Below are 26699 nucleotides of genomic sequence, written 5' to 3'. Positions count from 1 at the left end.
CGAACCGGATCACGTTGAATCGGACCAGGGGGAAAAGATGCCGAACGATGTCCTGCTACCGGCCTCCTTCGCTCAGCAACGACTCTGGTTCCTGGACCAGTTGGCCCCGGGAGGCACCGAGTACCTGATCCCCTCGGTGCTGCGGCTGACCGGGGACCTGGACGTCGCGGCGCTGTCCGCCGCGGTCGCCGACCTGGTCGCCCGGCACGAGTCACTGCGGACCGTCCTCCGGGAGCGGGACGGCAGGCCCGGTCAGCTCGTGCTCGCCCCCGAGCCGGACGTCCTGCGGGTGGTCCGCGCACCGGCCGGCCCGGGGGAGGCCGCGGCGACGGCGACGGCCCCGATGGACCTTCGGCGCGGTCCGCTGTTCCGGGCCGTGCTGTACCGGCAGGGCCCGGCCGAGCACCTGCTCGTGCTGACCCTGCATCACATCGTCGCCGACGGATGGTCGGTCGGGATCGTGGTCGAGGAGCTGAGCCGGCTGTACGCCGCGCACCGCGCGGGCCGGAAGGCCGACCTGCCGGAACTCCCCATCCAGTACCCGGACTTCGCCATCTGGCAGCGGGACTCCCTGGACGGGCCGGTGCTGACGGGGCAACTCGCGCACTGGACCGCCCGACTGGCCGGACTGGCCACGCTGGAGCTGCCCGCCGACCGGCCCCGGCCCGCGGTCCGGTCGCCGCGCGGCGACACGCTCGCCTTCCGCGTACCCGCCGACCTGGCAGGACGGCTCAAGGAGCTGTTCCGGGCCCACCGGGTCACGCCGTTCATGGGCCTGCTGGCGGCCTTCCAGGTGCTGTTGGCCCGGTACACCGGCCAGCACGACATCGCGGTGGGGACACCGGTCGCCGGACGCAACCGGTCCGAGACCGAAGGGCTGGTCGGCTTCTTCGTCAACACCCTGGTGCTGCGGACGGACCTCGGTGAGGACCCGTCCTTCGCCGAGCTGCTGGCGAAGGTCCGGGAGACGGCGCTGGCCGCCTACGACCACCAGGACCTCCCGTTCGAGCGGCTGGTCGAGCACCTCGCCCCCGAACGCGACCTCGCCCGGACCCCGCTGTTCCAGACCATGTTCAACCTGCAGGACACCCGGGCCGCCGGGCCCGGCTGGGAGCTTCCCGGGATCGCCGTCAGCGCCGAACCGCTGGGTCTGGACGTCGCCAAGTTCGACCTGTCGATGGAACTCGCGGAGACCGACGCCGGATTCACCGGGATCCTGGAGTACGCCACCGACCTGTTCGACCGGACCACCGTCGAACGGATGGCCGGCCACTACCTCACCCTGCTGGCCGGTGCGGCGGCCGACCCGGCCTGCGCCGTCTCCCGGCTGCCCCTGCTCACCGCCCCCGAGGAACACCGGCTGATCAGCGACCTGAACCGGACCGCGGTGACCTACCCGGACACCCGGGTGCACGAGCTGGTGGCAGCCCAGGCGGCGCGGACGCCGGACCGGACGGCCCTCGTGTGCGGCGACCGCGCGCTGACCTACCGCGAGCTCGACGGGCCGGCCGACCGACTCGCGCAGCGGCTGGTCCGGGCCGGCGTCGGGCCGGACACCCTGGTCGGCCTCTGCCTGGACCGCAGCCCCGAGCTGGTCGTGGCGCTCCTGGGCGTCCTCAAGTCCGGCGGTGCCTACGTCCCGCTGGACCCGGACCACCCGCGCGACCGGCTGGGGCTCCTGCTGGCCGACATCTCCGCCCCGGTGGTCGTCACCCGGCGGCACCTGGTCGAGCGGATCCCCGTCCGGGCCGGTCAGGTCGTGCTCTGCCTCGACGACGGCCCGGCCGCCGACACCGCCGACACCGCCGACACCGCCGACCACCCGGCCGCCGACACCGACGACACCGCCGACCAGCCGGTCGCCGCCCCGCCGCGCCGGTCCGCGCCCGGCGACCTGGCCTACGTCATCCACACCTCGGGCTCCACCGGCACGCCCAAGGGCGTCCAGACCGGGCACGGCAACCTGGTCAACGGCCTGCTCGCGATGCAGGAGATCCTGCGGCTGGGACCGGACGACCGGCTGCTGGCGGTCGCCCCGTACACCTTCGACCCGTCCGGCATCGACCTGCTGCTGCCCCTGGTGTACGGCGCCCAGGTGCACCTCGCGACCCGTGAGGAGACCACCGCGCCCGCCCGGCTCGCCGCGCTGCTCACCGCCCGGGGGATCACCGTCCTGCAGGCCACCCCACCGCTGTGGAGACTGGTCGTCGAGGAGATGCCCGACCTGTCCGACCGCCTGCACGTCCTGCTCGGAGGGGAGGCGCTCGACCCCCGGCTCGCGGCCGTCACCCGCCCCAAGGTCCGCCGGCTCACCCACCTGTACGGGCCGACCGAGACCACCATCTGGACGCTGGGCGCGGACGTCGCACCGGACCGCGTGTCGGATCCGGTGATCCCGATCGGCACACCGATCGCCAACACCCGGGTGTACGTGCTGGACCGGCACCTGAACCCGGTGCCGGTCGGGGTGCCCGGCGAACTGTACGTGGCCGGGGCCGGGCTGTCCCGCGGCTTCCTCAACCGCCCGGCACCCACGGCGGAGCGGTTCGTGGCCTGCCCGTACGGTGCGCCCGGGGAGCGGATGTACCGCACCGGCGACCTGGCCCGCCGCCGGGCGGACGGGAACCTGGAGTTCCTCGGCCGCACCGACAAGCAGGTGAAGATCCGCGGCGTCCGGATCGAGCCGGGCGAGGTCGAGGCGGCCCTGCGCGCCGGTGGGCTGGTCGGCGACGCGGTCGTGATCGCGCGCGAGCACGCACCGGGGGACCGGCGGCTGGTCGCGTACGTGACACCCGCCGAACCCGGTGGCGGGGTCGACCTGGCCGGGCTGCGGCGACGGGCGGGCCGGCAGTTGCCGGCCCACCTGCTCCCGGCGCACACGGTGGTGATCGACGCGGTGCCGCTGACGGTCAACGGGAAGGTGGACCGGCGGGCACTGCCCGCCCCGGACTGGTCGCGACCGGAGACCGGCCGGACGTACGTGACGCCGGCCGGACCGGTCCAGCAGACGATCGCCCGCGTCTGGGAACAGGTCCTGGGCGTCGAGCGGGTCGGCGGCGAGGACAACTTCTTCGAGCTCGGCGGCCACTCCCTCCTCGCCACCCGGGTGGTCTCCCAGCTGCGCCGCGAGTTCGGGGACGCTCTCGGTGTGCAGAGCGTCTTCGCCGCGCCGACGGTGGCCGCACTGGCGGAGATCGTGACCGCGACCGGCGAGTCGGGCCCGGGCGCCGGCCCGCTGCCGGGCATGCCGCCGATCCGGCAGGTGCCGAGGAACGGACCGCTGCGCGTCTCTTTCGCCCAGGAACGGCTCTGGCTGCTGGACCAACTCGTCCCCGACAGCGCCGAGTACGTCGTCCTGCGGATGCTGCGGCTCACCGGCGCACTGGACGCGGACGCCCTGGAGCGGGCCCTCGCCGAACTCGTCGCCCGGCACGAGGTGCTGCGCACCCGGTTCGAGGCCGAGGACGGCGTTCCCGTCCAGGTGATCGAGCGGTCCGCCGTCCCCGCGATGCCGCTGACCGACCTGAGCGGGCTGCCCGTCGAACGGGCCGAGGCCGAGGTGTCGGCCGCCATCGCCGCCGAGAGCGCCGAACCCTTCGACCTGGGCGTCGCCCCGTTGCTGCGCGCGCGGCTGCTGCGGGTCCGGGCCGACGAACACGTCCTGGTCCTCGCGGTGCACCACATCGCCGTCGACGCCTGGGCCATGGGCCTGCTCAACCGTGAACTCGCCGTCCTCTACGCGGCGTTCCGCCGGGGCCTGCCGTCCCCTCTGGAGGCACCGGCGATCCAGTACGCCGACTTCGCGGCGTGCCAACGGGACTGGCTGCGTGGTGAGGTACTGGATGGCCAACTGGACTACTGGCGACGACAGTTGAGCGGCCTCACACCGCTGGAGCTGCCCACCGACCGGCCGCGCCCGGAAGTCCGCTCCGGCTGCGGGGCGAGCCACGGGTTCACGCTGACGGCGGAGCTGACCGCGGCACTGAACGCGCTCTCCCGCCGCGAGGGGGCGACGCCGTTCATGACCCTGCTCGCCGCCTTCCAGGCCCTGCTGTCCGGCTACGCCGGCCAGGACGACATCGCCGTCGGCACCCCGATCGCCAACCGCCACCGGGCCGACACCGAAGGGCTCGTCGGGTTCTTCGTCAACACGCTCGTGCTCCGCGCGGACCTCGCGGGGAACCCCTCGTTCACCGGGTTGCTCGCCCAGGTCCGGGACACCGCGCTCGGCGCCTACGCGCACCAGGACCTGCCCTTCGAGCGCCTGGTGGAGGAACTGCGCCCGGACCGCGACCTCGGCCGCAACCCGCTGTTCCAAGTGCTGTTCACGTTCCAGAACACCCCGAGGACGCCGCTCACGCTCGACGGGGTCACCGTGGCGCCGGAGGAATGGGAACAGCAGGTCGCGAAGTTCGACCTGACGCTCTCGGTGCACGAGGCCGACGGCCGGCTGGACTGTGCGATCGAGTACAGCACCGACCTCTTCGAACCCGGCACCATCGCACGGATGGCCGGCCACTTCGGGACCCTGCTGGCCGGTGCGGTGGCCGACCCGGACCGCCCGCTCTCCGAACTGTCCGTCCTCACCGGGCCCGAGCGGCGGCAGCTGCTGGAGGAGTGGACCGACACCGCCGCGCCCTACCCGGACGACCGCTGCGTCCACCAGCTGTTCGAGGACCGGGCCGCCCGCACGCCCGACGCCGTCGCACTGGTCGCGGGTGGCGCCGGGACGCCGTACGAGGAGCTGACGTACGACGGACTCAACCGGCGCGCGAACCGGCTCGCACACCACCTCAGGGCGCTCGGCGCCGGCCCGGGCACCCTGGTCGGCGTCTGTCTGGAACGCGGTCCCGAACTGGCCGTGGCCCTGCTCGGCATCCTCAAGTCCGGCGCCGCCTACGTGCCCCTGGACCCGGTCCACCCCCGCGAGCGGCTGGCGGCCCTGGTGGCCGACAGCGGGGCGGCGCTGCTCGTCACCCGCCGGGAGCTCAGGGACGGGCTCGGCGTCGGCACCACGGCCGTCTGCCTGGACCGGGACGCGCCCGTCCTCGCCGCCTGCCCCGACCGGAACCCCGCACCGTCGGCCCGGCCCGGCGACCTCGCGTACGTGGTCCACACCTCGGGCTCCACCGGCACACCCAAGGGCGTCGCCGTCGAGCACCAGGGCGTGACGGCCTACCTGTCCTTCGTCACCTCCCGCTACGGCGTCACCCCCGGCACCCGGGTCCTGCAACTGGCGTCCATCGGCTTCGACGCCTCGGTCCGGGACCTGCTCGGGCCGCTCAGCTGCGGAGCCACGGCCGTCCTCGCCCCGCACGACGGCCCGTTCGACCCGTCCGCGATCGCGGACTGCATCGAGCGCCACCGGGTGGAGGTGCTGCTCAGCACCGTCCCGTCCCAGCTACGGGCGCTCCTCGCGCTGCCCGAGGCCGAACACGCCCTGGCGCGGGTGCGGTTGACGGTGGCCAGCGGCGAGAGCCTGCGGCTCGCCGGGCAGCACGGGAGCCGTGTCCTGCCGGGCGCCCTGGTCAACCAGTACGGGCCCACCGAGTGCACCATGACCAGCACCTACTGGCCCGCTCCCGAGGACTGGGCGGAGCGCGCCGAGGACGTCGTCGGCCGGCCGATCGCCAACAAACGGGTGTACCTGCTGGACCGGTACCTGAACCCGGTGCCGGTCGGGATCCCCGGCGAGGTCTACATCGCGGGCGTCGGCCTGGCCCGCGGCTACTGGAAGCGCGTCGCGCCGACCGCGGAGCGGTTCGTCGCCTGCCCGTACGGTGCGCCCGGCGAGCGGATGTACCGCACCGGCGACCTCGCCCGGTGGCGGGCCGACGGGGACCTGGAGTTCCTCGGCCGCTCCGACGACCAGGTGAAGATCCGGGGCGTCCGGGTCGAACCGGGCGAGGCGGAGGCCGCCCTGCGCGCCGCCGGACCGATCGGTGACGTGGTGGTGCTGGCCCGGGAGGACGAACCGGGGGAGCGGCGGCTGGTGGCCTACGTGACGCCCGCCGAACCGGGCGGGCCGGTCGACGTGGCCGCGCTGCGGCGACGGGCCGGGCAGCGGCTGCCGGAGTACCTGGTGCCCGCCGTGGTGGTGGTCGACGCGCTGCCGCTGACGGTCAACGGGAAGGTGGACCGGCGGGCCCTGCCGGCCCCGGACGGGTCGCGGCCGGACACCGGCCGGGCGTACGCGGCGCCGGCCGGACCGGTCCAGCGCACACTGGCCCGGGTCTGGGAGCAGGTCCTGGGGGTGGCGCGGGTCGGTGCCGACGACAACTTCTACGAACTCGGCGGGGACTCCGTCCTCAGCATCCGGGTCGTCCACCGGGCCGGTCGGCTGGGCATCCACCTCACCCCGCGGATGATGGTCCGCCACCAGACCATCGCCCGGATCACCGAGCACCTCGGGCGGGACGGCCTCGACGGCGCCGTCGGGACGGCCGGGCGCGGCACGGTCACCCCGTTGAACGACAGCACCTCCGCGCACGCCGTCTTCTGCTTCCCGGTGATCGCGGGCAACATCACCGGCTACGTCCCGCTGGCCCGCGCGCTGAGCGCCGACGCCCGGGTGCTCGGCGTCGAACTGTCCTGGTGGGACCGGCCGGACGCGGCGCACTGGCAGATCCCGGCCATGGCCCGCAGCTGCTGCGAGGCGATCCTCGAAAGCCGCCCCGACGGGCCCCACCTGCTGGTGGGCTGGTCCTTCGGCGCGGTCCTGGCGCTGGAGACGGCCCGGTTGCTCCACGCGGGCGGGCACACCGTACGGGTCGTCGCCCTGGACGGCATCCTGCCGACGGCCGAGTACCGGGAGGGCGTGCGCGGGAACATCGCGGCGATCGACGGTCTGCTGGCCCGGCTCGCGGAAGGGCACGCCGCGGCCGGGCTGCCGGAGGACGTGGCCGCGGGACTCACGGAGCTGAACATCCCGCCGGAGCTGCACGAGGTCTCCGGCGACGACCTGGTGCGCCACCTGACCGTGATGCGGGGCATCGGGACCGCCCTCCTCGGGTACGCCCCCGCACCGGTGGAGTTCCCCGTCACCCTGTACGAGGCGCAGCACCGCCGGCTGCCGGACTGGATCGGGAGCACGATCCGGGAGACCTGGCAGCCGTACGTGCCGGACCTGGACGTGCTCGGAACGCCGGGCGACCACTACTCGTTCCTGCGCTACCCGATCGTGCGCTCGCTCGCGGACGGCCTCCGGGGGACCGTCCGCGACCACGGCTGACGCCGTCGGCGCGGGCACCGCCCGGGCCGCGCCCCGGGTCCTCGCACTCGCACCCGCGGACCCCGGACCCGGAGCACGCCGCCCGGAGGCCCCCGCCTCCGGGCGGCCCGGCGCCGGCCCGGCGTGCCCGGCCCGTCAGCGGGGTTTGGCGCGGGCGGCGAGAAGTGCGATGTCGTCCTCGGCGGCGGGGGACGCGGCGGCGGTGGGGGACGGGGGCGGGACCAGGGAGTGGAGGACGGCGTCGAGGAGGTCGTCGAGGTCGCCGGTGGCGGGCAGGCGCAGGGCGGCGAGGCGGTCCAGGGAGGTGTCGATGTCCTCGCCGCGGCGTTCGACCAGGCCGTCCGTGTAGAGCAGCAGGGTCTGGCCGGGGACGAGCGGGTGGCCGGTCTGCTCGTAGCCGCCGAGGCCGGTGCCCAGCGGCGGGCCGGTGGGCAGGCGCAGCAGCTCGGTCGGCTGGTCGGGGGTGATCAGGGCGGGCGGCAGGTGGCCCGCGCTGGAGAGGGTCCAGCGGCCGCGCCCGGGGTCGGCGAGGGCGAGCAGGCAGGTCGCGGGGCGGGCCGAGTCGTCGGCGGAGATCACGGTGTCGAGCTGGCGCAGGATCCGGTGCGGGGGCAGGTCCATGCCGGCGATGTCGCGCAGCGCGGAGCGGTAGTGGCTCATGTCGACGGCGGCTTCGACGCCGTGCCCCATGACGTCGCCCATGGCGAGCAGGGTGCGGCCGAACGGCAGCCGGACCGTCTCGTACCAGTCGCCGCCGACCACCGAGCTGGAGCCGGACGGCAGGTAGCGGGAGGCGAGGGCGAGGTTCTGGTGCGGGTTGCCGGGTTCGCTGAGCAGGGCCCGCTGGAGTTCGAGGGCGATGCCCTGGGAGCGGGTGTAGCGGCGGGCGTTGTCGATGCCGGTGGCGGCCCGGGCGGCGAGATCGCCGAACAGGGCGGCCTCATCCGAGGTGAACGGCGGGGTCGCGGCGGTGCGGCCGAGGGTGAGCAGCCCGACCAGGTCGCCCCGGGCCGCGAGCGGCAGGACGAGCAGCGAGGCGGTCCCGGCGGGGCAGGCGTCCTCGGCACCGGGCTCGGTGAGCACGGCGATGCCGCCGGTGAAGCTGCGGGCGGCGGCCGAGTCCTCCCGGTGGCGGATCGATTCGCCGGGGCGGGCCAGGTCGGCGAGGGCGGCGGTCAAGGACGGGACGGCCCGTACGGCGGCGCGGTGCAACCGCCGGGGAGCGCCCCGGCCGGCCCGGGCGGGCTCGGCCTCGGGCGGCAGGACGTCGACGACGGCGAGGTCGGCGATGCCGGGGACGGCGAAGTCGGCGAGTTCGGTGCAGGTCGTCGCGATGTCGAGGGTGGTGCCGATCCGTTCGGTGGCGGCGTCGAGCAGCGCCAGGCGGGCGCGGGCCTGTGCGAGTTCGCGGAGCTGGTCGCGGGCCGGGTCGGGGTCGTCCAGGACGACGACGATCACACCGGTGGTCCGTCCGGCGTGCCGTAGCGGCCGGTAGCGCACCCGCAGGCCGGGCGGGACGGCGTGGCCCGGGCCGTCGGGCCCGCCGGTCGCGTGCTCGCGGTCGCGGCCGTCGGCGAGGACGCGGCGCAGGGTGGTGGCGGCACCGGCGAAGGCGGTGGCCTCGACGGGTCGGCCGAGCAGGTCGGCGCGGCGCAGGCCGGTGGTGGTGGTGAAGGCGGCGTTGAGGTGGTGCCAGCGCAGGTGCTCGTCGAGCACGGCGATGCCGACGGGGGCGTCGGCGAGGACCGCGCGGACCAGGTCGGGGTCGTCGTCGCCGTGGTCACTGCCGGTGATCGAGCCGAGCTTGGCGGCGAGGGCCGCCGCCGTCGCCGCCAGCGACCGGGTGTCCGGTGGCGCGGGCGGGGAGCCCTCTGCTCGGTTGTGGTGCCGGAAGTGCATACGTCCATGATCACGCGCCGGGGCGCGGCACGCCCACAACTGGAGGAAACCTTGACCGGCCGGACGCGGTGCGGTAACGCGGCCGCCACCGGCGCGGCTCGACCCCGGACGGCGGGGGAACCGTCGCCCCGGTGACGGGGACCGGTCACCCGGACGACGTGTCGGGCAACGGCCGGGGTCCGGCGGACGAATGCCGGATGATCACCGGTCATACTTGGGCCGGTGCTCCGACACCGGGCGTCCGACAGCGGGCGTCGCACACCGTGCCGGAGCACCGGCCGACCGCCGCCGGACCGCCGCCGGACCGATGCCGGACCGGCGTCGGAACGGAGTCGGGTCAGCGTCGGACCGGCCTCAAGACCAACGCCAGAGCAGTGTCAGGCCCGCGTGAGACCGTGCCGGAGACGTCCGTGAGCACCAGACCGGAGGAACCGATGAGCCCCCACCAGCCGACCAGTCGCCCGGCGGCCGGGGCCCCCGCGGTGCCCTGGAACCGGCAGCGGCTGCGCAGCAACAACGAGTGGCTGCTGCTGGAGCTGCTGCGCACCGGCGGTGGCTCCTCGCGCGCCCAGCTGGCCCGGGACACCGGTCTGTCCAAGCCGACCGTCTCGGCCGCGCTGGCCGCCCTGGAACAGGCCGGGCTGGTCCGCGAGGCCGGGCGGCTGGCCCCCGAACGCGGCCGCACCGCCGTGCTGTACGAGGTCGACCCGACGGCCGGGCACGTGCTCGGCGTGGACATCGGCCGGGCCCGGCTGCGGGTGGCCGTCGCGGACCTCTCCGGGACGGTCGTCGCCCGCCGGGACGTGGCCAACCGGGGCCGTTCGGCGAACGCCGTCGCGGACACCGTGGTCGCGGCCGCGCACGAGGCGACCACCGAGGCGGGCCTGGCAGCGGACGGCATCGTGCACGCGGTGATCGGCACCCCGGGCGTGTGGGACGAGGAGCGCCGCGGGGTGCGCTACGCCTCCAGCCTGCCCGGCTGGGGCCGGCCGGGGCTGTTCGACCGGATCGGGGAGGGACTGGGCACGGCCGTGTCGGTGGCCAATGACGCCAACCTGGCCGCGCTCGGCGAGTACACCCTGGGCGCCGGGCGGGGCAGCCGGATGTTCGCCTACCTGCTGGTCGGCACCGGCCTCGGGCTCGGGGTGGTGAAGGACGGCGAACTGCTGCTCGGCGCGCACGGCGCGCTGGGCGAGATCGGTCAGGTCCCGCTGCCGGCCCGGGCCGACGAGCCCGCGGCGACCATCGAGCAGGAAGCCGCCGCGGACGCCGTGGTGCGCACCGCGCGGGACTTCGGGCTGGGCGCGGACGACGGCGCAGGGCGTCAGGTGACGGCGAAGCAGGTCTTCCAGCGGGCCCGGGCGGGGGAGGCCGCGGCGCTCCGGGCGGTGGAGCGGGAGGCCGAACAACTCGCCTATGCCGTCGCCGTGTTGTCCGCCGTGCTGGACCCGGACCTGGTGGTGCTCGGCGGTGGCATCGGCAGCAGTGCGGACCTGCTGCTGGAGCCGCTGGAGGCGGCCCTGCACCGGATCGCCCCGATGCGTCCGACGCTCGCGCCCAGCCTGCTCGGGGAGGAGGCGGTGCTCCTCGGCGCGGTCTCCACGGCGCTGGAGACCGCCCGGCCCGAGGTGTTCGAGCGCCGGACGGCGGGGCTGCGCTGACCGTCGGCCCCGGGGGCCGGGATGTCGCGGTGCCGGGGTGCCGGGGTGCCGGGGGAGGGTGGTGCGGGGCGCAGCGTAGTGACGGTCACGGGGGTGGTGACGCTCGGTGGTCGGCAGGTCTCGATCTGCCAACGAGTGGGGAAACGGTGCTCGCAGCGTGTGGGGCGCCTGCTTGAATCGCACGACTCATCCAAACGGAACGGAGCGTTCTCCTCACATGCCTGCACGGATACCCGGGCGCCGCCGGGCCGGCCTGGCCGGATTCGCCGGACTCGTCCTCACCGTCGGTCTGGCGCTGACCGGTTGCGACCCGTCGGCTGCCGACGGCAAGGCCGCGGCGTCGGCCACGCCGACCGCCGCCGCCCCGGCCGCGCCCGCCACCTCGGCGGTCGCGCCGGCCGCCACCACACCCCCGGAATCGCCCGCCGCCCGGTCCCAGCCGCCGACGCCCAAGGCTTCGCAGCCGAAGGTGACCACCGCGAAGCCGCCGACCGATCCGGAGCCGGCGCCCACCGCGCCGGCCGCCGCCGGCACCGGGTGCGACATCCGTTCGAACGCCGGCAACTGCTACGAGGCCGGGCAGTTCTGCCGCAACGGGGACCTGGGGAAGAGCACGCACGACGCGAGCGGCCGGGCGATCACCTGCCGGATGGTCAGCGGGAAGCCGCACTGGCAGGCCTGACGGGGACGGGCCGTCCGGGGCGGGGGCTCGGCCCGGGCGGCCCGGTGACGCAACGGCGGGTGCGGGTGCGCAAGTGGGTCAAGCGTCCGGATTTCGACGAGGCGGTACAGGCGCTTCTCGACGGCGAGTCGGACTGCTTGCGCGTAACCGGTCGGCATGCCCGCCGTGCCCGGGCCGAACGTCACTGCCCGCCTCCGGGCCGCCGTGTGTCCGGCCGGTCCCGCCAGGACGCGCAGAGCCCGCTCAGGCCGCTCCGTCATCCCACCGGAACTCTGGACGGATCCCCCGATTGATCAGGTCCCGTCCGAGGATCTGAAGCTGGAACATGGCCGCCACGTTCGGCGGCGCGCCGGACGTCCAGCACGTCTCCAGGTCGACCAGCAGCTTCGACAGGGTGCGGTTGAACTCGGTCGAGGGGTTCGGCCGGGCTTGGGAGGGCGCGAAGTCGTACACCTCCGGCAGGATGACGGGAGCTCCGCTGAAGCTCCACTTGTCGCCGGTCTTGACCAGCCGCTTCTGGACGTAGAGCTCCTTGAACAGGTAGTAGTGCGCGTGGCCGCTCTCGCCCTCCCCCGGCGGCTGATCGGGTGAGCCCTGCGTCCCCTCTCCCTCGCTCTTGATCCGGTCGATCGTGTCGACCGCGTCGGCGACGGTTCCGATCGACTTCGCGAACGGCACCGCCACCGCGTGGGCCTTCGGGTCGATCGCCGGCTCCAGCTTCCGGAACGTCCGGATGATCGTGTCGTAGAAGGCGCCGATCGTGGCAGGCGGCCGCCCGGCCAGGAGGGCGATCGGGGGGAACTCCGGGTACTCGATCTGCATGAACACCGCGAGCTGGTCCTTGACCAGTGGCTTCAGATCAACCGGAAGCTGCTGCGGAATGCCGCCGGGCAGCTCGTCGGCCGGATAGGTCGGCAGGAAGTCCGGGTGCGCGATCGACGGCCGGCCACCGATCGCGGCCAGCAGGTTTCCGGCCAGCGCGAAGTGGTTCATCTCCTGGCTGACGATTCTGTGCAGCACACCCTCGGTGCGGTCCGGGTCCTCCTTGACCGACCACTGCGCACACAGATACGGCGGGATGGTGGCGAATTCCAGCCGCATCGCGAGATGCAAGGCGCCTTTGAGGTCGTCCAGCGGCAGAACTCCCGCCTCGACGTACTCCCTGACGGTCTTCATACGCGGAGTGCCCGCGGTCACCGGATTCACGCTACAGCCCCAACTTCCTGAGCTCGTCGTCGATGATGCGCTGCGCCTCCGGCGGGACGCCCGGAAAGGCGAGCAGCGGCACGTTCCCGGGATAACCGATCGCCTCGAACCCCATGTCGGAGGTGAAGTAGCCAGTGAGCAGCAGGGACCGGAACCTGATGAAGAAGCTCCGGTCCGTCGCGGTGGTCGACGCGATCCGGTCGACGATCGTGCGCTGCCGGGAGCCGTCCAGTTCGACGAACCCCGTCCCGAACTGGCGCTGCGCCTCCGCGTCGACCGTGGCGAGGCCGGTCGTGATGACGGTCCTGTGGCCCTGCTGGGTCTTGTAGGGAGCGCTCACCCAGTCGTCGAAGAAGTCGGCGATCCCCATCGCACTCGGCGCCGGGTACTCGGGGGTGCCCGGCAGAACGATGTCGGCGAGGGCCGCGACGAGTGCGCGCTCGCGCTCCGAGAGCGTGCGCGGCCAAGGCGTGTGCGGTGTCACGAGGTTGGGATCGGTGCCGTAGCCCTGCGGTGCGGTACCGACCCCGGCGGCACTGTGCTGGTCCATCTCTTCCTCTCGCTTCCGACGTACCGTCATCCGGTCGCGCTCGCTCGACTGTCGGGCGCGTGGTGCGGTCAGATCCCGCCGCTCCTGAGCAGTTCGAGGATGCGGGCCGAACTCCGCGCGGCCAGGGCCAGGATGGTGAGCGTCGGGTTCTTGTCCGGGCTCGACGCGAATGCGGCGCCGTCGACGACGAACAGGTTCCTCACGTCCCAGCACTGGTTGTAGGCGTCGAGCACGGAGTTCTGCGGCGAGGTCCCCATCCGCGCGCCGCCGACCTCGTGGACCGCTCCGCCGCCCTGCGGCATCACGACGGGACTGGTGTCCGGCGCGCCGCCGAGCAGGCTGAAGACCTTGTTGAAGGTGTCGTGCATGTGCGTGACCTGCCGGACTTCCGGATCTCCCCATTTCCAGTGGAACCGCAGGGCCGGAACTCCCCACTTGTCCTTGACCGTCGGATCGAGCTCGCAGAAGGAGTCCTCGTTCGGGATCATCTCGCCTTCGCCGATGAGAGTGACGGCCGTGCCGTACCTCCGCCGGACCTCCGCCCGCAGGGCGTCGCCGTAGGTCGCGCCGGCGTCGTCGATCAGGCTTCCGATGCCGGTGGTCGGCATCCTGCGACCCCCGCGCGGCTCGATGTGGTACCCGCGCGGGAACCCGAGCTGCCCGGCGGCCTGCTCGGGCAGCAGCCACCACGGCACGTAGATGTGCGGGGTGAAGATGCCGTCGTCGTTCAGCACGGGGAGTTTTTCGAGCATCGGAATTCGCGACGAGCGCGAGAACTCGACCGAGTCCATCAGGTACTTGCCGACCAGCCCGTGGCCGTTTCCGATCCCGTTGGGGAACGCAGCGCTTCGCGAGTTGAGCAGGATGCGCACCGACGAGCAGGTTCCCGCCGCCAGCACCACCACCCGCCCCGTGACCGAGAACTCGGAGCCGGTCACCCGGTCGTTGTAGGTGACCCCGGCGGCCCGCCCGGTCGCGTCGACGTCGACCCGGGAGACCATGGCGTTGCACACGACGGTGAGATTGCCGGTGGCGCGGGCCGGAGGAATGAGGACGGTCGTGCTCTGGAAGTTGGAGCGGCTGGCGCAGCCGCGGGTGCACTGGGTCGAGTACAGGCACGCCGCGCGGCCGTTCAACGGGCGGGTGAGCACGGCCGCCCGGATCGACGCCACCTTCATGTCCAGGTGCTCGAACGCACGGCTGAGGACGATCTCGAAGGCGCGCGGGGGCGGCGGTGGGAGCTGGACGCCGGGCGGGGAGTCGGGGGCGTTCTCGATCCCGTGGGGAAGGCCGGTGACGCCGATGAGGCGTTCGGCCTTGTCGTACCACGGTGCCAGGTCGGAGTACTCGATCGGCCAGTCGAAGCCCAGTCCGTCGCGGGTCTTCGGCTTGAAGTCGTACGGTCCGAAGCGCAGCGCCACCCGACCCCAGTGATTGGTGCGGCCGCCCAGCATCCGGGGCCGCCACCAGCTGAACTGATTCGACTTGTCCGGATTCGGGGGGTCCGCCTGACTGTAGGGCTCACCGGCGATCTGCGAGCCGCCGTCGACGGTGGCGTCGTAGAAGCCCTGCGGCTTGTCCGGCGTCGAGGCCGCCCGCAGCGGCGCGTCCTGCGGCGTGTTGAACATCGGCGTCTCGGTGCCGGGATCGTAGTCCCGGCCCGCCTCCAGCATCAGGACGCGGGCGCCCGCCGCACAGAACTCGTGCGCCGCCATTCCACCGGCAGCCCCGGAGCCGACGATGATGACGTCGAACGCCTGGATATCGGACACGATTCCACTCTTTTCACCGGATATCGCTGCGCGATACAAGCCGTCACTCTCAGTGACTGAATCGTGACAAGTCTCGCAGAGGCTGCGATGGACCGCGACCGGTGGATCCAGGAGTGATCAGGGCGGTCACCGGCGCCGAGGCGCTGGTCAGCAGCACCGACGACAGCATCCGCTGCACCTGGTGGGACCTCGACAGCAGTGGCAAGGGCTTCCCGGACCCGGGGTCAGACCGCCCCTCCCCGCCCGCCCCGGCGCTCACCGGTGCCGCCGCCGACCATCTGTTCGTGGCGGCCCGGGACGTCCGCGGGCTGCTGGTCGACCGGGGCATCCGGATCATCGAGGACGCCGCGCACGTCTTCGGGTCCCGCACCCCGGCCGGGCCGATCGTCGGCGACGACCCCGGCGTGCCGACCTTCTTCTCCCACGTGGAAGCCCTGGGTGCCGTGTCCGGCGGACAGCCTCACCCAGGCCCGGGGTGGGGCCTGGCCGATGAGGTACCCGATGCGCGGGCCGTGGCCCTACTGCGGGGTGGGGGCGGTCAGCGGGGCGAAGGTCTGTCGGAGGTCGACGACCGTGGTCGGGCCCTTCACCCAGGCGAGCGGGGCATGGTGCACCCGGACCCCGGCCGGTTCCCGGAGCAGCGCTTCGCCGGCCGCGTTCTGCGGCCACTCCACCGAGCCGGTGGCGGTCCGCGCGGGGATGAGCCAGTAGTCGCCCCGGGTGTATCCACCGCCCGGTCGGAAGTACACCTGGACGCCGTCCTCCAGGTCGAGCCAGGCGCCCTCCTGGAGCTGCAGGGCGCCGCCGGCCAGTGGCAGGGCGTCCCGGCCGCGGGGCGCCCGGTGGTCCCAGCGGCGCAGGAACGGGTGGCGCTCGGCCAGCCGCCCGACCTCCGGCACCGGTTCGGCGGACAGCCGCACCCGGCGCCCCGGCAGGTCGGTCTCCTCCACCTGGAGCAGGTTCGCCGCCTCGCCCCGGCTGACGTACGCGCTGTCCGCGACCTCGACCCAGTCGCCGACCGAGAGGCTGAGCTTGTCGTCGTCGCCCAGCGTGGTGAGGTCGACCCAGACGCCCTCGATCGAGGCGATCGGCAGGACGACCGAGCCGTTCTCCCGGGACCACGTGAACGTGGCGCAGCCCTCCGCCGAGCCGCCGTGGTGGACCTCCACCCGGTACAGCTGGTTCTCCGGACCCCGGTATCCGGCCTCGGGGTGGGCCAGGCACGGGTCCTCGCTCGCCCGCTCCGGCCGCCGGGCGCGCGCGGCCAGCAGCCCGCCCGGCCGCTCGTGCGCCTCGGCCCACGCGTCGAAGGCCTCCCGCACCCGGGACGCCCCGCCGTCCGGAACACTCAACTCCGAGGCGGGCAGCGCGAGTACCTGCCAGACGAGCTTGGCCCGGGCCGCCGTGTCGGGCATCGCCGCACCGAGCGCGACCTCGCGGATCTCCGGGTCCTCGACGGCGGTGACGCTGCGCTCCCAGACCTTCAGGTAGACCAGGAACGGGAATTCGCCGGGCAGCCGGTCGCCGTCGCGCTCCTGGTCCCGGTAGGCGTCCGGCTGGTCCCAGTACGTCCAGCCGGCGGGCGCCTCCCGGGCGTCGCTGTCGTCGCCCTGGCCGCCGTCGTCGGGCACGGCGATGCCGGGCCCGGGCCGGTCGGCCTCGCACAGGATGCCGTCCACGTAGTAGCGGCCGCCGCCGATGGTGAGGTCGTCCACCTCGTGGTTGCCCGGCACGTAGCCGATCGCGAACCCGGCTGCCGCGGCCGGTCCGCCGCGGCGGCCGATCAGGTCGGCGGCGAGCGTGCGCAGCTGGTACCGCTCGATCGCGGCCTGCTCGTTGGCGTCGGCGTCGAGCTGGACCCGGCCCTGCTGGGTCAGCACCGCGGAGTAGTGCTTGCCGGGCCGGAAGGTCAGGCGCGAGAAGTCTGCGTGCACGGGTTCCCTTTCGGAGTCACTCGGAGCGGGTCAGGAGGCGTGGAAGATCCCGGCGTCGGTGCCGGCCGGGGTGTACTCGGCCAGCCGCGCCCGCAGGTTGTCCTCGCGCTGGGGCTGGAACAGGTCGTGGAAGGCGCCGAGTTCGGAGCGGTCCTCGGCGCCGCGGGTGATCTCCGGCGCGCACCCGGCGGCCAACTGGCCGTAGCCGGGCGTGCCGTACCGCAGGCTGGTGAACAGCGGGCGGACCCGCTCGGCCTCCAGCTCGCGCAGCCGGGCGGCCTGCGCCGGGTCCAGCTCGCCGCGCTCGACCAGCTCGGTCACCGCCGAACGCACCAGGTCCGGCTGGCACTCGTACCGGCGCGGGGTGCGCGAGCACGGCGGGACGTAGCAGAACCGCAGGCAGCCGAGCGAGCGGCGGGCCACCCGCAGGCGCCCGGTGAACACGCAGTCCTCGGCGATCGGCACCGCGTGGGTGTGCACCTCGCCGACCACCGTGGATCGGTGGGCGTGCAGCAGCGCGTAGGCGTGCTCGCAGTCGGGCCCGGAGAGCGCCGGGCGCTCGGGCCCGGTGGCGTCCAGGATGCTGTCGGCGAGGTGGATCTCCAGCGGGTCGGTGTCGACCTCGTCGCCGACGACCTGGATCGTGCCCAGGATGCTGCGCTCGATCTTCACGCAGGCGGTGGTGTGGTCCAGCACGAGGCTGGGCTCCTGCGGCGAGTGCGGTTCGCAGTGCGGCTCCAGCGACCAGCCCGGCACCAGGGTGCAGTGCCGCAGGGTGACGGAGGCCAGCGGTCCGGTGACGTTGACCCCGCGACCGGTGATCAGCAGCCCGTCCAGGACCAGCCGCCCGCCCGGGCAGACGCCCCGGACGTTGAGCGCGTCCGGCCGGTTGCTGTACCAGTCGAGCAGCCGGATCACCGGCCGGGTGCCCTCGGCGGCGCGCAGTTCGAGGCGGTCGTCGGCCGCCAGGTCGAAGTCCAGCTGTTCCTGGTAGGCGCCGCTGTGGGTGATCTCGATGACGGCGGCGCCGCCCGCGCTGCCGGACTCCTGGTCGGCGCGCCACTTCCGGTAGGCGTCGTTGATCCGCTCGTACGGCTCGCCGGGGCCGACCCGGTAGACCGTCCGGTGCCGGGCCTCCGGGCGGTCGCGCGGGTACTCCCCGCCGCCGGTGTCGTCGCCGGACGCGTAGTGGTAGTCGACCCAGACGCCGCGGCGCGGGGCGGAGCGGGCGCCGAAGGCGATCCGGCCGAGCAGCGGGTCGACGGCGACCTGCCCGCGCTTGGGCCGGTACGTCCAGTCGCTCAGGTCGGCCACCGTGATCTCGGCGGGCGGGACCGGCTCCTGGGCGCCGTCGCGCCGGATGGCGAAGCTCTTGCCCGGCCCGTAGTAGTCGGCCAGGCGCTCGGCGAGCTGCCGGCGCCGGATCGGGGCCGGCACGTTGTCGATCGTCGCGAGGTGGGTGGTCGACGGCTCCGGCTCGGGTCTGGTGACCAACTGGGCGTCGTTGCCGAGGACCGAGAAGGTGTAGAGGTTCCTGGCCCGGTCGATGCAGTACGCGGGCGCCCGGGTGACCGGGTACGGCTTCAGCCGCCAGACGTACAGGGCGACACCGGCCGGCGTGTAGCCGCCCTGGCGGCGGGTGGAAGCGGCCCGGCGGACGTCGGCGGTGTGCGCCTGCCCGTCGAAGGGCCCGCCGAGCAGGTCCAGCTCGGCGCCGCGCCGCACGTCGACCAGCCGGCCCCGGCTGAGCCGCTGACGGTCGGCCGGCTCCTCGTCCGGGCGCAGCAGCCGCACCGGCTGGGTGCCGCCGAGCAGCCGGGAGAGCTCCACCGCCCGGGCCGGCCAGTCGGCGACCGAGGCGGACAGCTCCTCCAGCAGGGCGAGCGTGCCCTTGCGCCGGCGGTTGGCGACGGTGTTCGCGACGTCGTGCCGCGGCGCCAGCCGGGCGGCGAGCCGGTCGCGGGCCGCGGCCCGTTCCGGGGAGGCCCCGCCGTGCAGGCCGGTGGCGAGCACCTCCTCGTAGCCGGGCAGGATCCGGTAGCCGACCAGGTCGCCGAGGTAGGCGACGGCCCAGTCGGCGGCGGTCTCCACGAACCAGTCCTGGTAGCCCTGTTCGACACCGCTGCGGACGACGTCGACCTGCTCGGCGATGACGGCCAGCAGGGCGCGCAGCGGCTCGCCCGCCTCGGCGTCCCGCAGCCGGTGCCACTGCGGCAGCAGCTCCACCAGTCCGTCCGGATCACGAGTCATGCGCCCACCTCGCTTCGCTCGGCAGGGGCATTCGCCCACACGCACCGCTTGATGGTTCGCTCTCCCCCCGGCCTCCGGCCGGGGGACCCCACCGCTCGCTCATCGGACGACCTCCTTGAGGATCAACGTGTCGGGCAGGTTCGGTGACAGCAGGGCGAGTTGGGCCGGACGGATGCCGCGGAACACCGTCACCACGCGGTCGGGCGGCAGCGGCCGGGTGTCGGTGACGGACGGGTTGAGGCGCAGCAGCTCGGCGACCGAGATGCCGTTACGGGCGGCGACCTCGGTGAGGGTCTCCGCTTCGGGGCCCCGCACCCGGTACCGCTGTTCGTCGAAGCGGGCGAGTCGGGCCGGGACGCTCGGCTGCGGCTGGGCGAGCCGCTCGGGCAGGTGCTCCAGGCCCTCCGGGGTGAGGCTGCCGGGCACGCCCGTGAAGGCGTCGACCTCGACCCAGTCCACGCCGGGGACGGCCTGGGCGGCGGTGAGCACCTCGGACAGGTGGGTGCTCTGGCCGAGTTGGCGCCCGGCGTAGCCGAGCCGGTCGAGCAGGGCGCGGCGCAGCGCCGGTTCGACCAGGTCCCAGGAGTGGTCCGGGTCGACCTTGACGCTCAGGGCGACGACCAGCAGGACGAGTTCGCGCAGCGCGACCTCGACCGGCAGCTTCGGGTCGCCGTAGGTGGTGAGCGAGGACCGCAGGGTGCGGATCAGGTCGGAGTCGGCGGTGAACGGGATGTCGTCCACCCCGGCCACCGTGACGTGGACGAGCTCCCGCCTGCCGTCCGAGAGCCGGGTGGCGCTCGCGCGCCCGATGCCGGCCCGGGAGCGGGTGAAGTCCTCGTAGTCGGGCACCGAGACCAGCCGGTCCAGGGCGGTGACGGCGAGCGGGATGTTGTGCCTGGCCAGGCCCGGGCCGTCCGGTCCGGCGCCGCCGGTGGCGGGCAGCGGGTTGACGACGGCGGAGACGCCGAGCGGGCGGGTGGTGAGCTGGGTGATCCGTCCGGCGCCGACGTTGCCGCTCTCGCCGATGCCGATCCGGTAGCGGGCACGGACGTTCTCCCGGCCGGTGGGCAGGCGTGAACCGTGCACGCCGTCGCCGAAGGTGACGGTGGTGCGGCCGTCGGTCGTGGTCGCGGTGACGTAGACCTGTTCGTCCGGGCCGCGCCCGGCGAGGCTGTCGACCTCGTGCCAGCGCACCCCGTCGACCCGGACCTCCAGGGTGCTGCGCGCGCCCCTGGGGGTGTCGGCGGCGAGCCAGGTGAGCGGCGACTGCCACAGCGTGAAGCGCTGGCCGGGGATGCCGGCGTCGCCGCTGCCGATGGCCTCGTCGCGGGTGGCGCCCTGGGTGGCGCGGACCACGTTGCCGAGGACCTGGACGGTGTCGCGCCGGTAGCGGAAGGCGAGGCGGGTGCTGAGCGTGATGGTGGTGCGGACGGTGTCCCCGGGCAGGCGCGGGTCGACGCTCTGCTCGACGCCGGCGATCATGGCGCGTTCGGTGCCCCGGACCCCGGTGGTGTTCGGGATGTCGGTCCGCTCGCCGCTGACCGCGATCCACCGGCCGGGGGTCAGCCCGTCGTAGAGCCGGGCGAGTTCGATCCGGTCGCCGTGGACCTCCTCGGTGACGGGCTCGTCGGCGAGCCGCAGCGGCTCGCCGCGGGCGTAGACGGTGGCGTCCCGGATGTCCGAGAGCTGGGTGTCCTTCTCGTCCGACCACGGCTGCTGAAGGGACAGTTCGGTGACCTTGCCGGTGATGCCGAAGTCGGCGCGGGAGATCACCCGTACGTCGGTCACCCGGGTGATGACCTCGGCGAGGTCGCGGTTGCCCGGGATGCCGCCGTCGATTCCCTTGCGCGGGCGCTGGATGACCACCCAGCTGCCGGGCGCGATCTGGTCGTACACGGCGTCGAGGGTGAGGACCGTGCCGGAGACCGGCTGCAGCTTGGTGGTGAACACCACCTCGACCGCGGGCGGCGACTCGTCGGTGGCGGTGTAGCGGTGGACCCGGACGTTCAGCTCGCCGGACTCGCCGGTCTTCTCCTGGCCCGGGTCGAGCTGGTAGTCGAGCGCGGCGCCGGGCCCGCCGTCGACCTTCACGTGGATGCGGCCGTCGGCCTGCGGGCGGGACACGAAGACGGTGCGCTCGGGCAGTTTGGCCAGGAACGTGGCGCTGACCCCGGCCTCCTGGTCGGGAGCGGGCACGGCGGCGCGCACGGCCGTGGCGTGCGGATTCGGCTGCGGCGCCGGCGGCTCGGTGGTGACCATCGTGACCTGTCCGGGCCCGAAGGGGAAGGTGTGGTCCCACGGCAGCGAGAAGCCGTTGTGCGTCAGGCTGCCGGCCTCGACGTACGTGAAGTCGGCGGTCTTCGGGACGGTGCCGGCGGTGTCGAAGCCGACCCGGACGCCGATCAGCGTGCTGCCGGAGAGCGGCCAGTCCACGTAGCGGTCGATCCGGCCGTCGTTGCCGTAGACGGGCTTGAGCGGCGCGGTGGCGCCGAACGGGGTGGCGACCACCCGCATCGCCTGGATCTCGTGCACGGCGAGCGGCGCCGTCAGGTCGACCTGCCGCCAGGCGGGGTAGAGGCCGTCGCGCAGCCGGGGGTCGAGTGCGGACAGCAACTGCACGCCGAGGTCCGATCCGGGCGCGAACAGGCGCTGCGGGTCGCGGGCGAGGTCCCGGGCGCTCAGCGGGGGCCGGGCGGGGGCGGTGCGCAGCGCCGCCAGCACCGAGCCGAGTCCGCGGACGGCCGGGTCGGCGGTGCCGATGCCGGGAGGGTGCGGTCCGGGCTTCTCGGGAGCCTGCGGCGGCTCCAGCTGGTGGGCGCGGTCGCGCAGGCCGGACAGCTCCTCGCCGAGGCGTCCGAACCAGTCGGCCACCGGCTGCTGGGAGCGCGCCAGTTCGGCGGCCTCGGCCGACCGCGCGATCACCGGGGCCAGCCGGTCGGCGAAGTCCGCGGGGGTGCTCAGCGGGCCGGACGGCCGGTCGAGGTCGGCGCGCAGCGGGGCCAGCACCTGGTCGTCGAAGTCCCGGACGATCCGGCTGTGCCCGGGCCTGGGGTTCGGGGCGTTCTCGGAGACGGTGATCCAGTCCGCCAGCTCGGCGCGCAGGTCCTTGAGGGTGCGCAGGTCCCGGGGCAGCCCGATCACCGTGACGTCGTTCTCGCGGTCGATCCGCACCTCGGGCACCAGCCGCAGCACCCGGTGGACCGGGTCGGCGGCCTTGTCGGAGCTGAACACGAACAGCAGCCGGTCGCCGGGCTTGATGTTGTTGGCGGTGCCGGCGGCGAACAGCTCGGCCCGGCCACCGGGGTTCAGCTGTCCGGGCGTCAGCTGGTACGGGCGGCGGCGCAGCACCGCCAGTTCGTTCCAGGCGGAGCGGGCGGCGAGGTCCTCGACGGTCTCGAAGGACTGCGGGTCCTCGCCGGGGCCGGGGACGCTCTGGCTGCGGGCGCCGCGCGGGATGGTCACGGTCGGGTCCTCGGCGGCCCGCGGGTCGTGGTCGAGCGTGTAGGCGAGGTAGGTGTCGGCGGCGACGCCGGGCCGGGGTCGGTGCCCGACCAGCCGGCCGAGCAGGGTGAGCGAGACCTCCTCGGTGGCGGTGCGCAGGTAGCCCTCGTTGGCGATCCGCTCCGAGTAGAAGGTGAGCACGTCGGCGAGCACGGCCCAGGAGTCCAGCAGCGCGATCGCCGGGTCGTCCGGGGTACGGACGGTCAGGTCGCGCAGCGCCGGGTAGGCGGGTCCGGACAGCCGGGCGAGCAGGCTGTCGAGGAACTCCCCGTAGCTGCCGACCCGGTAGTCGATGGCGTCCAGCCCGGGCGGGTTGAACAGCGGGACCGGCGTCGCGGTGGCGGTGCCCAAGCAGCCGCAGGTGCACTGGCCGCTCATCGGCCACCTCCGATCACGATCGAGAGCCGGCCGTTCTCCGGCCAGTCGGGGTCGTTGTCGCAGCCGGCGATCTCCAGCGCGCCGGGCCGCAGCAGCCCGTCGGCCAGCTCGCCGTCGTCCCGCCCGAACTGCCGCCGCAGCCGGGTGACCCGGGCACTGACCACGCCGGGTACGGCGGCGGCCGCGGCCACCAGCCGGGAGACCCGCACCGGCTCGCCGAAGCCCAGCGCGTCGGGGTGGAAGAAGCCGAGGCGGCCGCCCGGCAGGGCGCGGGTGCCCAGCACCCGCCGCAACTCGGCGAGCACGTGACCGCGTTGGTGGCCGGGGGCGGCGCAGACCTGCAGTTCGAGGTCGAGCGGCACCACCAGGGCGGGGCGGACGACCAGGTCGTGGCCGATCCGGCGGTACGCCTCCAGGCCGTGTCCGACCGCTTCGAGCAGGGCGGTGTCAGCGGTGGCGTGCCCGTACGGCTCGACGGCGACGTGGACCTCCTGGACGCTGCCGGTCCAGCGGAGTTCGGCGGCGGCCCGCCGGACGCCCGGCAGGGCTGCGGCCAGCTCCGCGTAGTCGGCGGCGGTGACGGCGCGCAGCCGGGTGCGGCTCAGCGCGAGCGGGGCCGACTGCCGTACCTGGTCGAGCGGTTCGGGATCGGTGCCGCCGCTCGCGGGCATCGGGTTGCGGACCCGGAGCAGCGCGTCCTGCGGCGGTACGACGGTGCTGGGCCCCCTGGGGTGGGGCGGCTGGTCCTGGCAGACCACCAGGTGGTTGATGGCCTCCGCGCCGACGTTGCCGGCCGTGCCGTTGCCGATCCGGTAGGCGACCCGCAACTCCGCGCCGGGCCGGGGCGGCTGACCGTGCCGCCCGTCGCCGAAGCGCAGCGCGAGGCGGCCGTCGTCCTCCGGCTCGCCGACGAAGTGCCGGTCGCGCGGGCCGTCGGCGAGCAGGTCCCGGCGGGGCGTCCACTCCTGGCCCCCGGCGGTGGCCCGGACGGCCGGCAGTGCGGCACGGGGGTCCTGGACGGCGATCCCGGACGCCGGGCCGGCCAGCGCGGGGGAGTCGGGGTCGAGCCCGGAGGCGTACCGCCCGCCCCAGCTCTGCGCCACCTCCCAGACGCCGGGCCGCCGGAGCACCCCGCCGGAGCGGGCCCGGGCGGTGAGCACGTCCAGGCGGCGCAGTTTGGCGGCGAGCAGGCGGGTGCGGCGGGCCAGCAGTTCGCGCAGCCCGGCGGCGGGCCGTTCGGCGAGGTGCAGCTCCTGCACCACCGGGGCCCCGAACAGCAGGGTCAGTTCGGCGAGTTCGGCGCGGGAGAGGGGGTGGCCGCAGTCCGCGCGGTGCCACAGCTCCTCCAGCCGCCGGCGGACCCGTTCGGGGATGCCGGCGAGCAGGGCGGCCTGCCGGGCGCAGACGTGCGCCCGGTCGGGGTAGGCGGCCGCCTGGGTCACCGGCGCGTAGCGCAGCACCGGGCGGAAGGGCTGCGGCAGGACGGGGTAACGGGTCTGGTCGAGCAGCGCCTCCAGCGTTGCCGCCTGGGCGTCGGCCGTGGGCGGCTCGACCACGGTGCCCTGGCCGTCCTCGCCCTCCGCGTTCGCGCCCGGCGCGAGCTGGATGCTCAGCCCGGCCCGCCGGACCGCCGCCTCGCCGAGCAGCGCGTACAGCTCGCGGACCTGGTGCGGGCCGAGCTGGCGGCCGGTCCTGGTCCGGTCGAGCAGTTCGTGGATCGCCTCCGCCGCGGGGCTGCCCCCGGTGCGGTCCGCGCAGCCGGATCCGTCCGGTCCGCAGGGAGCCACCCGGACCGGCTCCGGCGGCACCGCGAAGGTCTCCGGGGCTCCGCCGCAGAAGGTGAGCGAGCGGCCGTGGTCGACCAGGACGACGTTGCCGCGGGCGACGCTCACGTCGGTGATCGGGCCGCAGTCGCTCCCGCCGCGTGCGGACAGGCAGACCGGGAAGGAGAGCGCGTCCTCCGGCGCCCACTCGACCTCGACCACGGGCTGCTGGTACAGCTCGTCGACCAGACGGGTGACCGAGGTGAGCCGGACGGCCTGGCGGTGCGCGGGGTCGGCGTCGGCGGCGGCGCCGGTGCGCGGGCCGAGCACCTCCTCGACGACCAGCAGGTCGCCGGGGCGCAGCGCCAGGTGCCGGGTGCGGTCCTCGGGCCGGTCGGCCTCGTGCCAGTCGTCGCGCAGGGTGGCGGAAGTCGCGCCCTTCGGCAGGACGCAGTCCTGGTCGCCCCAGGTCCAGAACCGCAGGGTGTTGTGCTCGGGGTGCAGCACCAGGTCCGTTCCGCCGAGCGGCTCGAACACCTCGACCGCCGCGGTTCGGGTGAGCGCGTCCAGTTGCTCGTCGGGGATCACCGTGGACAGCTCCGGGCGTTCCTGCGGACCGAGCCGGCTGACGTCGACGGCGGCGAAGCGGAAGCCGCCGGGGTGGAGGGTGAGCGGGCGGTCCGTCGCCAGGGCGACGAACGCCCGGGCGTTACAGCCGTCGTGCACGGCGTAGTCGATCAGCCGGACGTGCCGGCGCACCGACACCCGGCGGCGGGCGGTGTCGAGGTACGCCTCGGTGGCCACCGCGTCCTGCTGGTAGGAGAGCTGGTCGGCGGTGTGGGCGAGCAGCTCGACCAGGGTGATGCCGAGGTCGGGCAGGTGCCGCTCGGTCCAGCCGGGGGTGGTCAGGCTCATCCGGTCCAGCACGAGCCGGCGCAGGCTCTCGTAGTCGCGGGCGGTGTAGTCGATGACGGCGGACGCCGGGGCGGAGGGCGGGCAGCTCTCCTCGGTGCGGCAGTCGTAGGGGGAGGGGCAGTCGGCGCCGAAGGAGAACCCGGTGCTCGCGTACCTCGGGTCGAAGCCCGGGTACGGTCGGGTGCCCGGCCGGCCGTAGGCGTCCGCCTCGACCACGGTCAGCCGGTAGCGGGAGGTGTCGCCGACCCGGTCGAGGGTGACGTGCATCCGGTCGTCCAGCTCCGGGTCGTCCGCGCGCTCGATCTCGACCGCGAGGGCGCGCAGTCCGGTGATCCGGCGGCCGCCGTCGACGCGGATGTTCTCCGGGCCGAGCTCGCCCGGCGCCCGGCCGAGGAAGGTCACGGTCAGCGTGCGTCCGTCGTCCTCCGGCTCGGCGCCGTCCAGGCCCAGCAGGTGCGCCGCGCGCACGTCGGCGCGCCGCAGCTCCGTCCCGCACTGTTCCGTCCCGCACCGGGCCGTCGGTTCCTCGGATCGCCCGGTCATGCCGCCACCCCGCCCTCGAACACGTCCTGCCGCTGCGTACCGGTCCGGCGGACCACGTACGCCAGCTCGACCCGTACCACGTTGTCCTCGCTCTCCACGTCGAGCGCGGCGATCTCGATCACGTCGCCGAGCCACCGCTGAAGCGCCGCCTGGACGGACAGCTGCAGGGTGGCCGCCAGCTCCGGGCTGTTCGGCGCGAAGACCAGGTCGAGCAGCCCGCAGCCGAAGTCCGGGTGCATGACCCGCTCGCCGGGGCTGGTGAACAGCAACTGCTCGATCAGGTCGCGCACATGGTCGTCGTACGCCGCCTCGGCGGTGCGCCCGCGGCTGTCGATCCGGAACGGGAACGCGAGGTCCGTCCGGGCCGGGGCGGGCAGTTGTGAGATGTTCACGGGCCCGGTGTTCATGCCGGTG

The 26699-nt window shown here is 74.3% G+C and carries 12 protein-coding genes; 3 read left to right on the top strand and 9 right to left on the bottom strand.

Going from position 1 to position 26699, the window contains the following annotated elements; translation table 11 throughout:
• Positions 1 to 37 precede the first annotated feature (37 nt).
• Complete coding sequence (locus tag ACFV04_RS02040; RefSeq protein WP_380526166.1) at positions 38 to 7231, top strand: amino acid adenylation domain-containing protein; 7194 nt, start codon at positions 38 to 40, stop codon at positions 7229 to 7231.
• 135 nt (positions 7232 to 7366) lie between these two features.
• Here the strand turns inward: ACFV04_RS02040 and ACFV04_RS02035 are convergent, their stop codons facing one another.
• Entirely contained in the window at positions 7367 to 9130 is a 1764-nt protein-coding gene (locus ACFV04_RS02035) for a SpoIIE family protein phosphatase (RefSeq protein WP_380526164.1), read from the bottom strand.
• Between the two features lie 434 nt (positions 9131 to 9564).
• Here ACFV04_RS02035 and ACFV04_RS02030 point away from each other — a divergent pair, with 434 nt between their 5' ends.
• Both ACFV04_RS02030 and ACFV04_RS02025 read left to right on the top strand, forming a co-directional pair.
• Positions 9565 to 10791 (top strand): ROK family protein, encoded by a 1227-nt coding sequence (locus ACFV04_RS02030; RefSeq protein ID WP_380526216.1) that lies wholly within the window; start codon positions 9565 to 9567, stop codon positions 10789 to 10791.
• A gap of 217 nt (positions 10792 to 11008) precedes the next feature.
• Positions 11009 to 11473 carry a hypothetical protein gene (locus tag ACFV04_RS02025; RefSeq protein ID WP_380526162.1) on the top strand — a complete coding sequence of 155 codons (465 nt, stop codon included), beginning with the start codon at positions 11009 to 11011 and terminating at the stop codon, positions 11471 to 11473.
• Positions 11474 to 11716: 243 nt separating this feature from the next.
• Here the strand turns inward: ACFV04_RS02025 and ACFV04_RS02020 are convergent, their stop codons facing one another.
• From ACFV04_RS02020 to ACFV04_RS01985, 8 genes are all read right to left on the bottom strand, one after another.
• A complete protein-coding gene (locus tag ACFV04_RS02020) occupies positions 11717 to 12670 on the bottom strand; it encodes a ferritin-like protein (RefSeq protein ID WP_380526160.1) in 954 nt (317 codons plus the stop codon).
• A gap of 10 nt (positions 12671 to 12680) precedes the next feature.
• Positions 12681 to 13229 carry a gluconate 2-dehydrogenase subunit 3 family protein gene (locus ACFV04_RS02015; protein WP_380339835.1) on the bottom strand — a complete coding sequence of 183 codons (549 nt, stop codon included), beginning with the start codon at positions 13227 to 13229 and terminating at the stop codon, positions 12681 to 12683.
• Between the two features lie 68 nt (positions 13230 to 13297).
• On the bottom strand, positions 13298 to 15001 hold the full coding sequence (locus tag ACFV04_RS02010) for a GMC oxidoreductase (RefSeq protein ID WP_380526158.1): 1704 nt from the start codon (positions 14999 to 15001) through the stop codon (positions 13298 to 13300).
• Positions 15002 to 15519: 518 nt separating this feature from the next.
• Positions 15520 to 16935: a DUF6519 domain-containing protein gene (locus tag ACFV04_RS02005; protein ID WP_380526157.1), complete on the bottom strand. Its 1416-nt coding sequence runs from the start codon at positions 16933 to 16935 to the stop codon at positions 15520 to 15522.
• Between the two features lie 30 nt (positions 16936 to 16965).
• The gene (locus tag ACFV04_RS02000; protein ID WP_380526155.1) at positions 16966 to 19185 is read right to left on the bottom strand and encodes a hypothetical protein; all 2220 of its coding nucleotides are present in this window, start codon (positions 19183 to 19185) and stop codon (positions 16966 to 16968) included.
• Between the two features lie 99 nt (positions 19186 to 19284).
• A complete protein-coding gene (locus tag ACFV04_RS01995; RefSeq protein ID WP_380526153.1) occupies positions 19285 to 23064 on the bottom strand; it encodes a putative baseplate assembly protein in 3780 nt (1259 codons plus the stop codon).
• Positions 23061 to 26285, bottom strand: coding sequence for a putative baseplate assembly protein (locus tag ACFV04_RS01990; RefSeq protein WP_380526152.1), 3225 nt, complete (start codon positions 26283 to 26285; stop codon positions 23061 to 23063). The genes ACFV04_RS01995 and ACFV04_RS01990 overlap by 4 nt, the downstream gene beginning before the upstream one ends.
• On the bottom strand, positions 26282 to 26692 hold the full coding sequence (locus ACFV04_RS01985; protein WP_380339853.1) for a GPW/gp25 family protein: 411 nt from the start codon (positions 26690 to 26692) through the stop codon (positions 26282 to 26284). The genes ACFV04_RS01990 and ACFV04_RS01985 overlap by 4 nt, the downstream gene beginning before the upstream one ends.
• Between the last annotated feature and the right edge of the window lie 7 nt (positions 26693 to 26699).

The organism is Kitasatospora sp. NPDC059599, assembly GCF_042735125.1.
GTDB lineage: Bacteria > Actinomycetota > Actinomycetes > Streptomycetales > Streptomycetaceae > Kitasatospora.
Note: the sequence above shows the minus strand (reverse complement) of the source record. Positions and strands in the feature narration are given on the sequence as shown.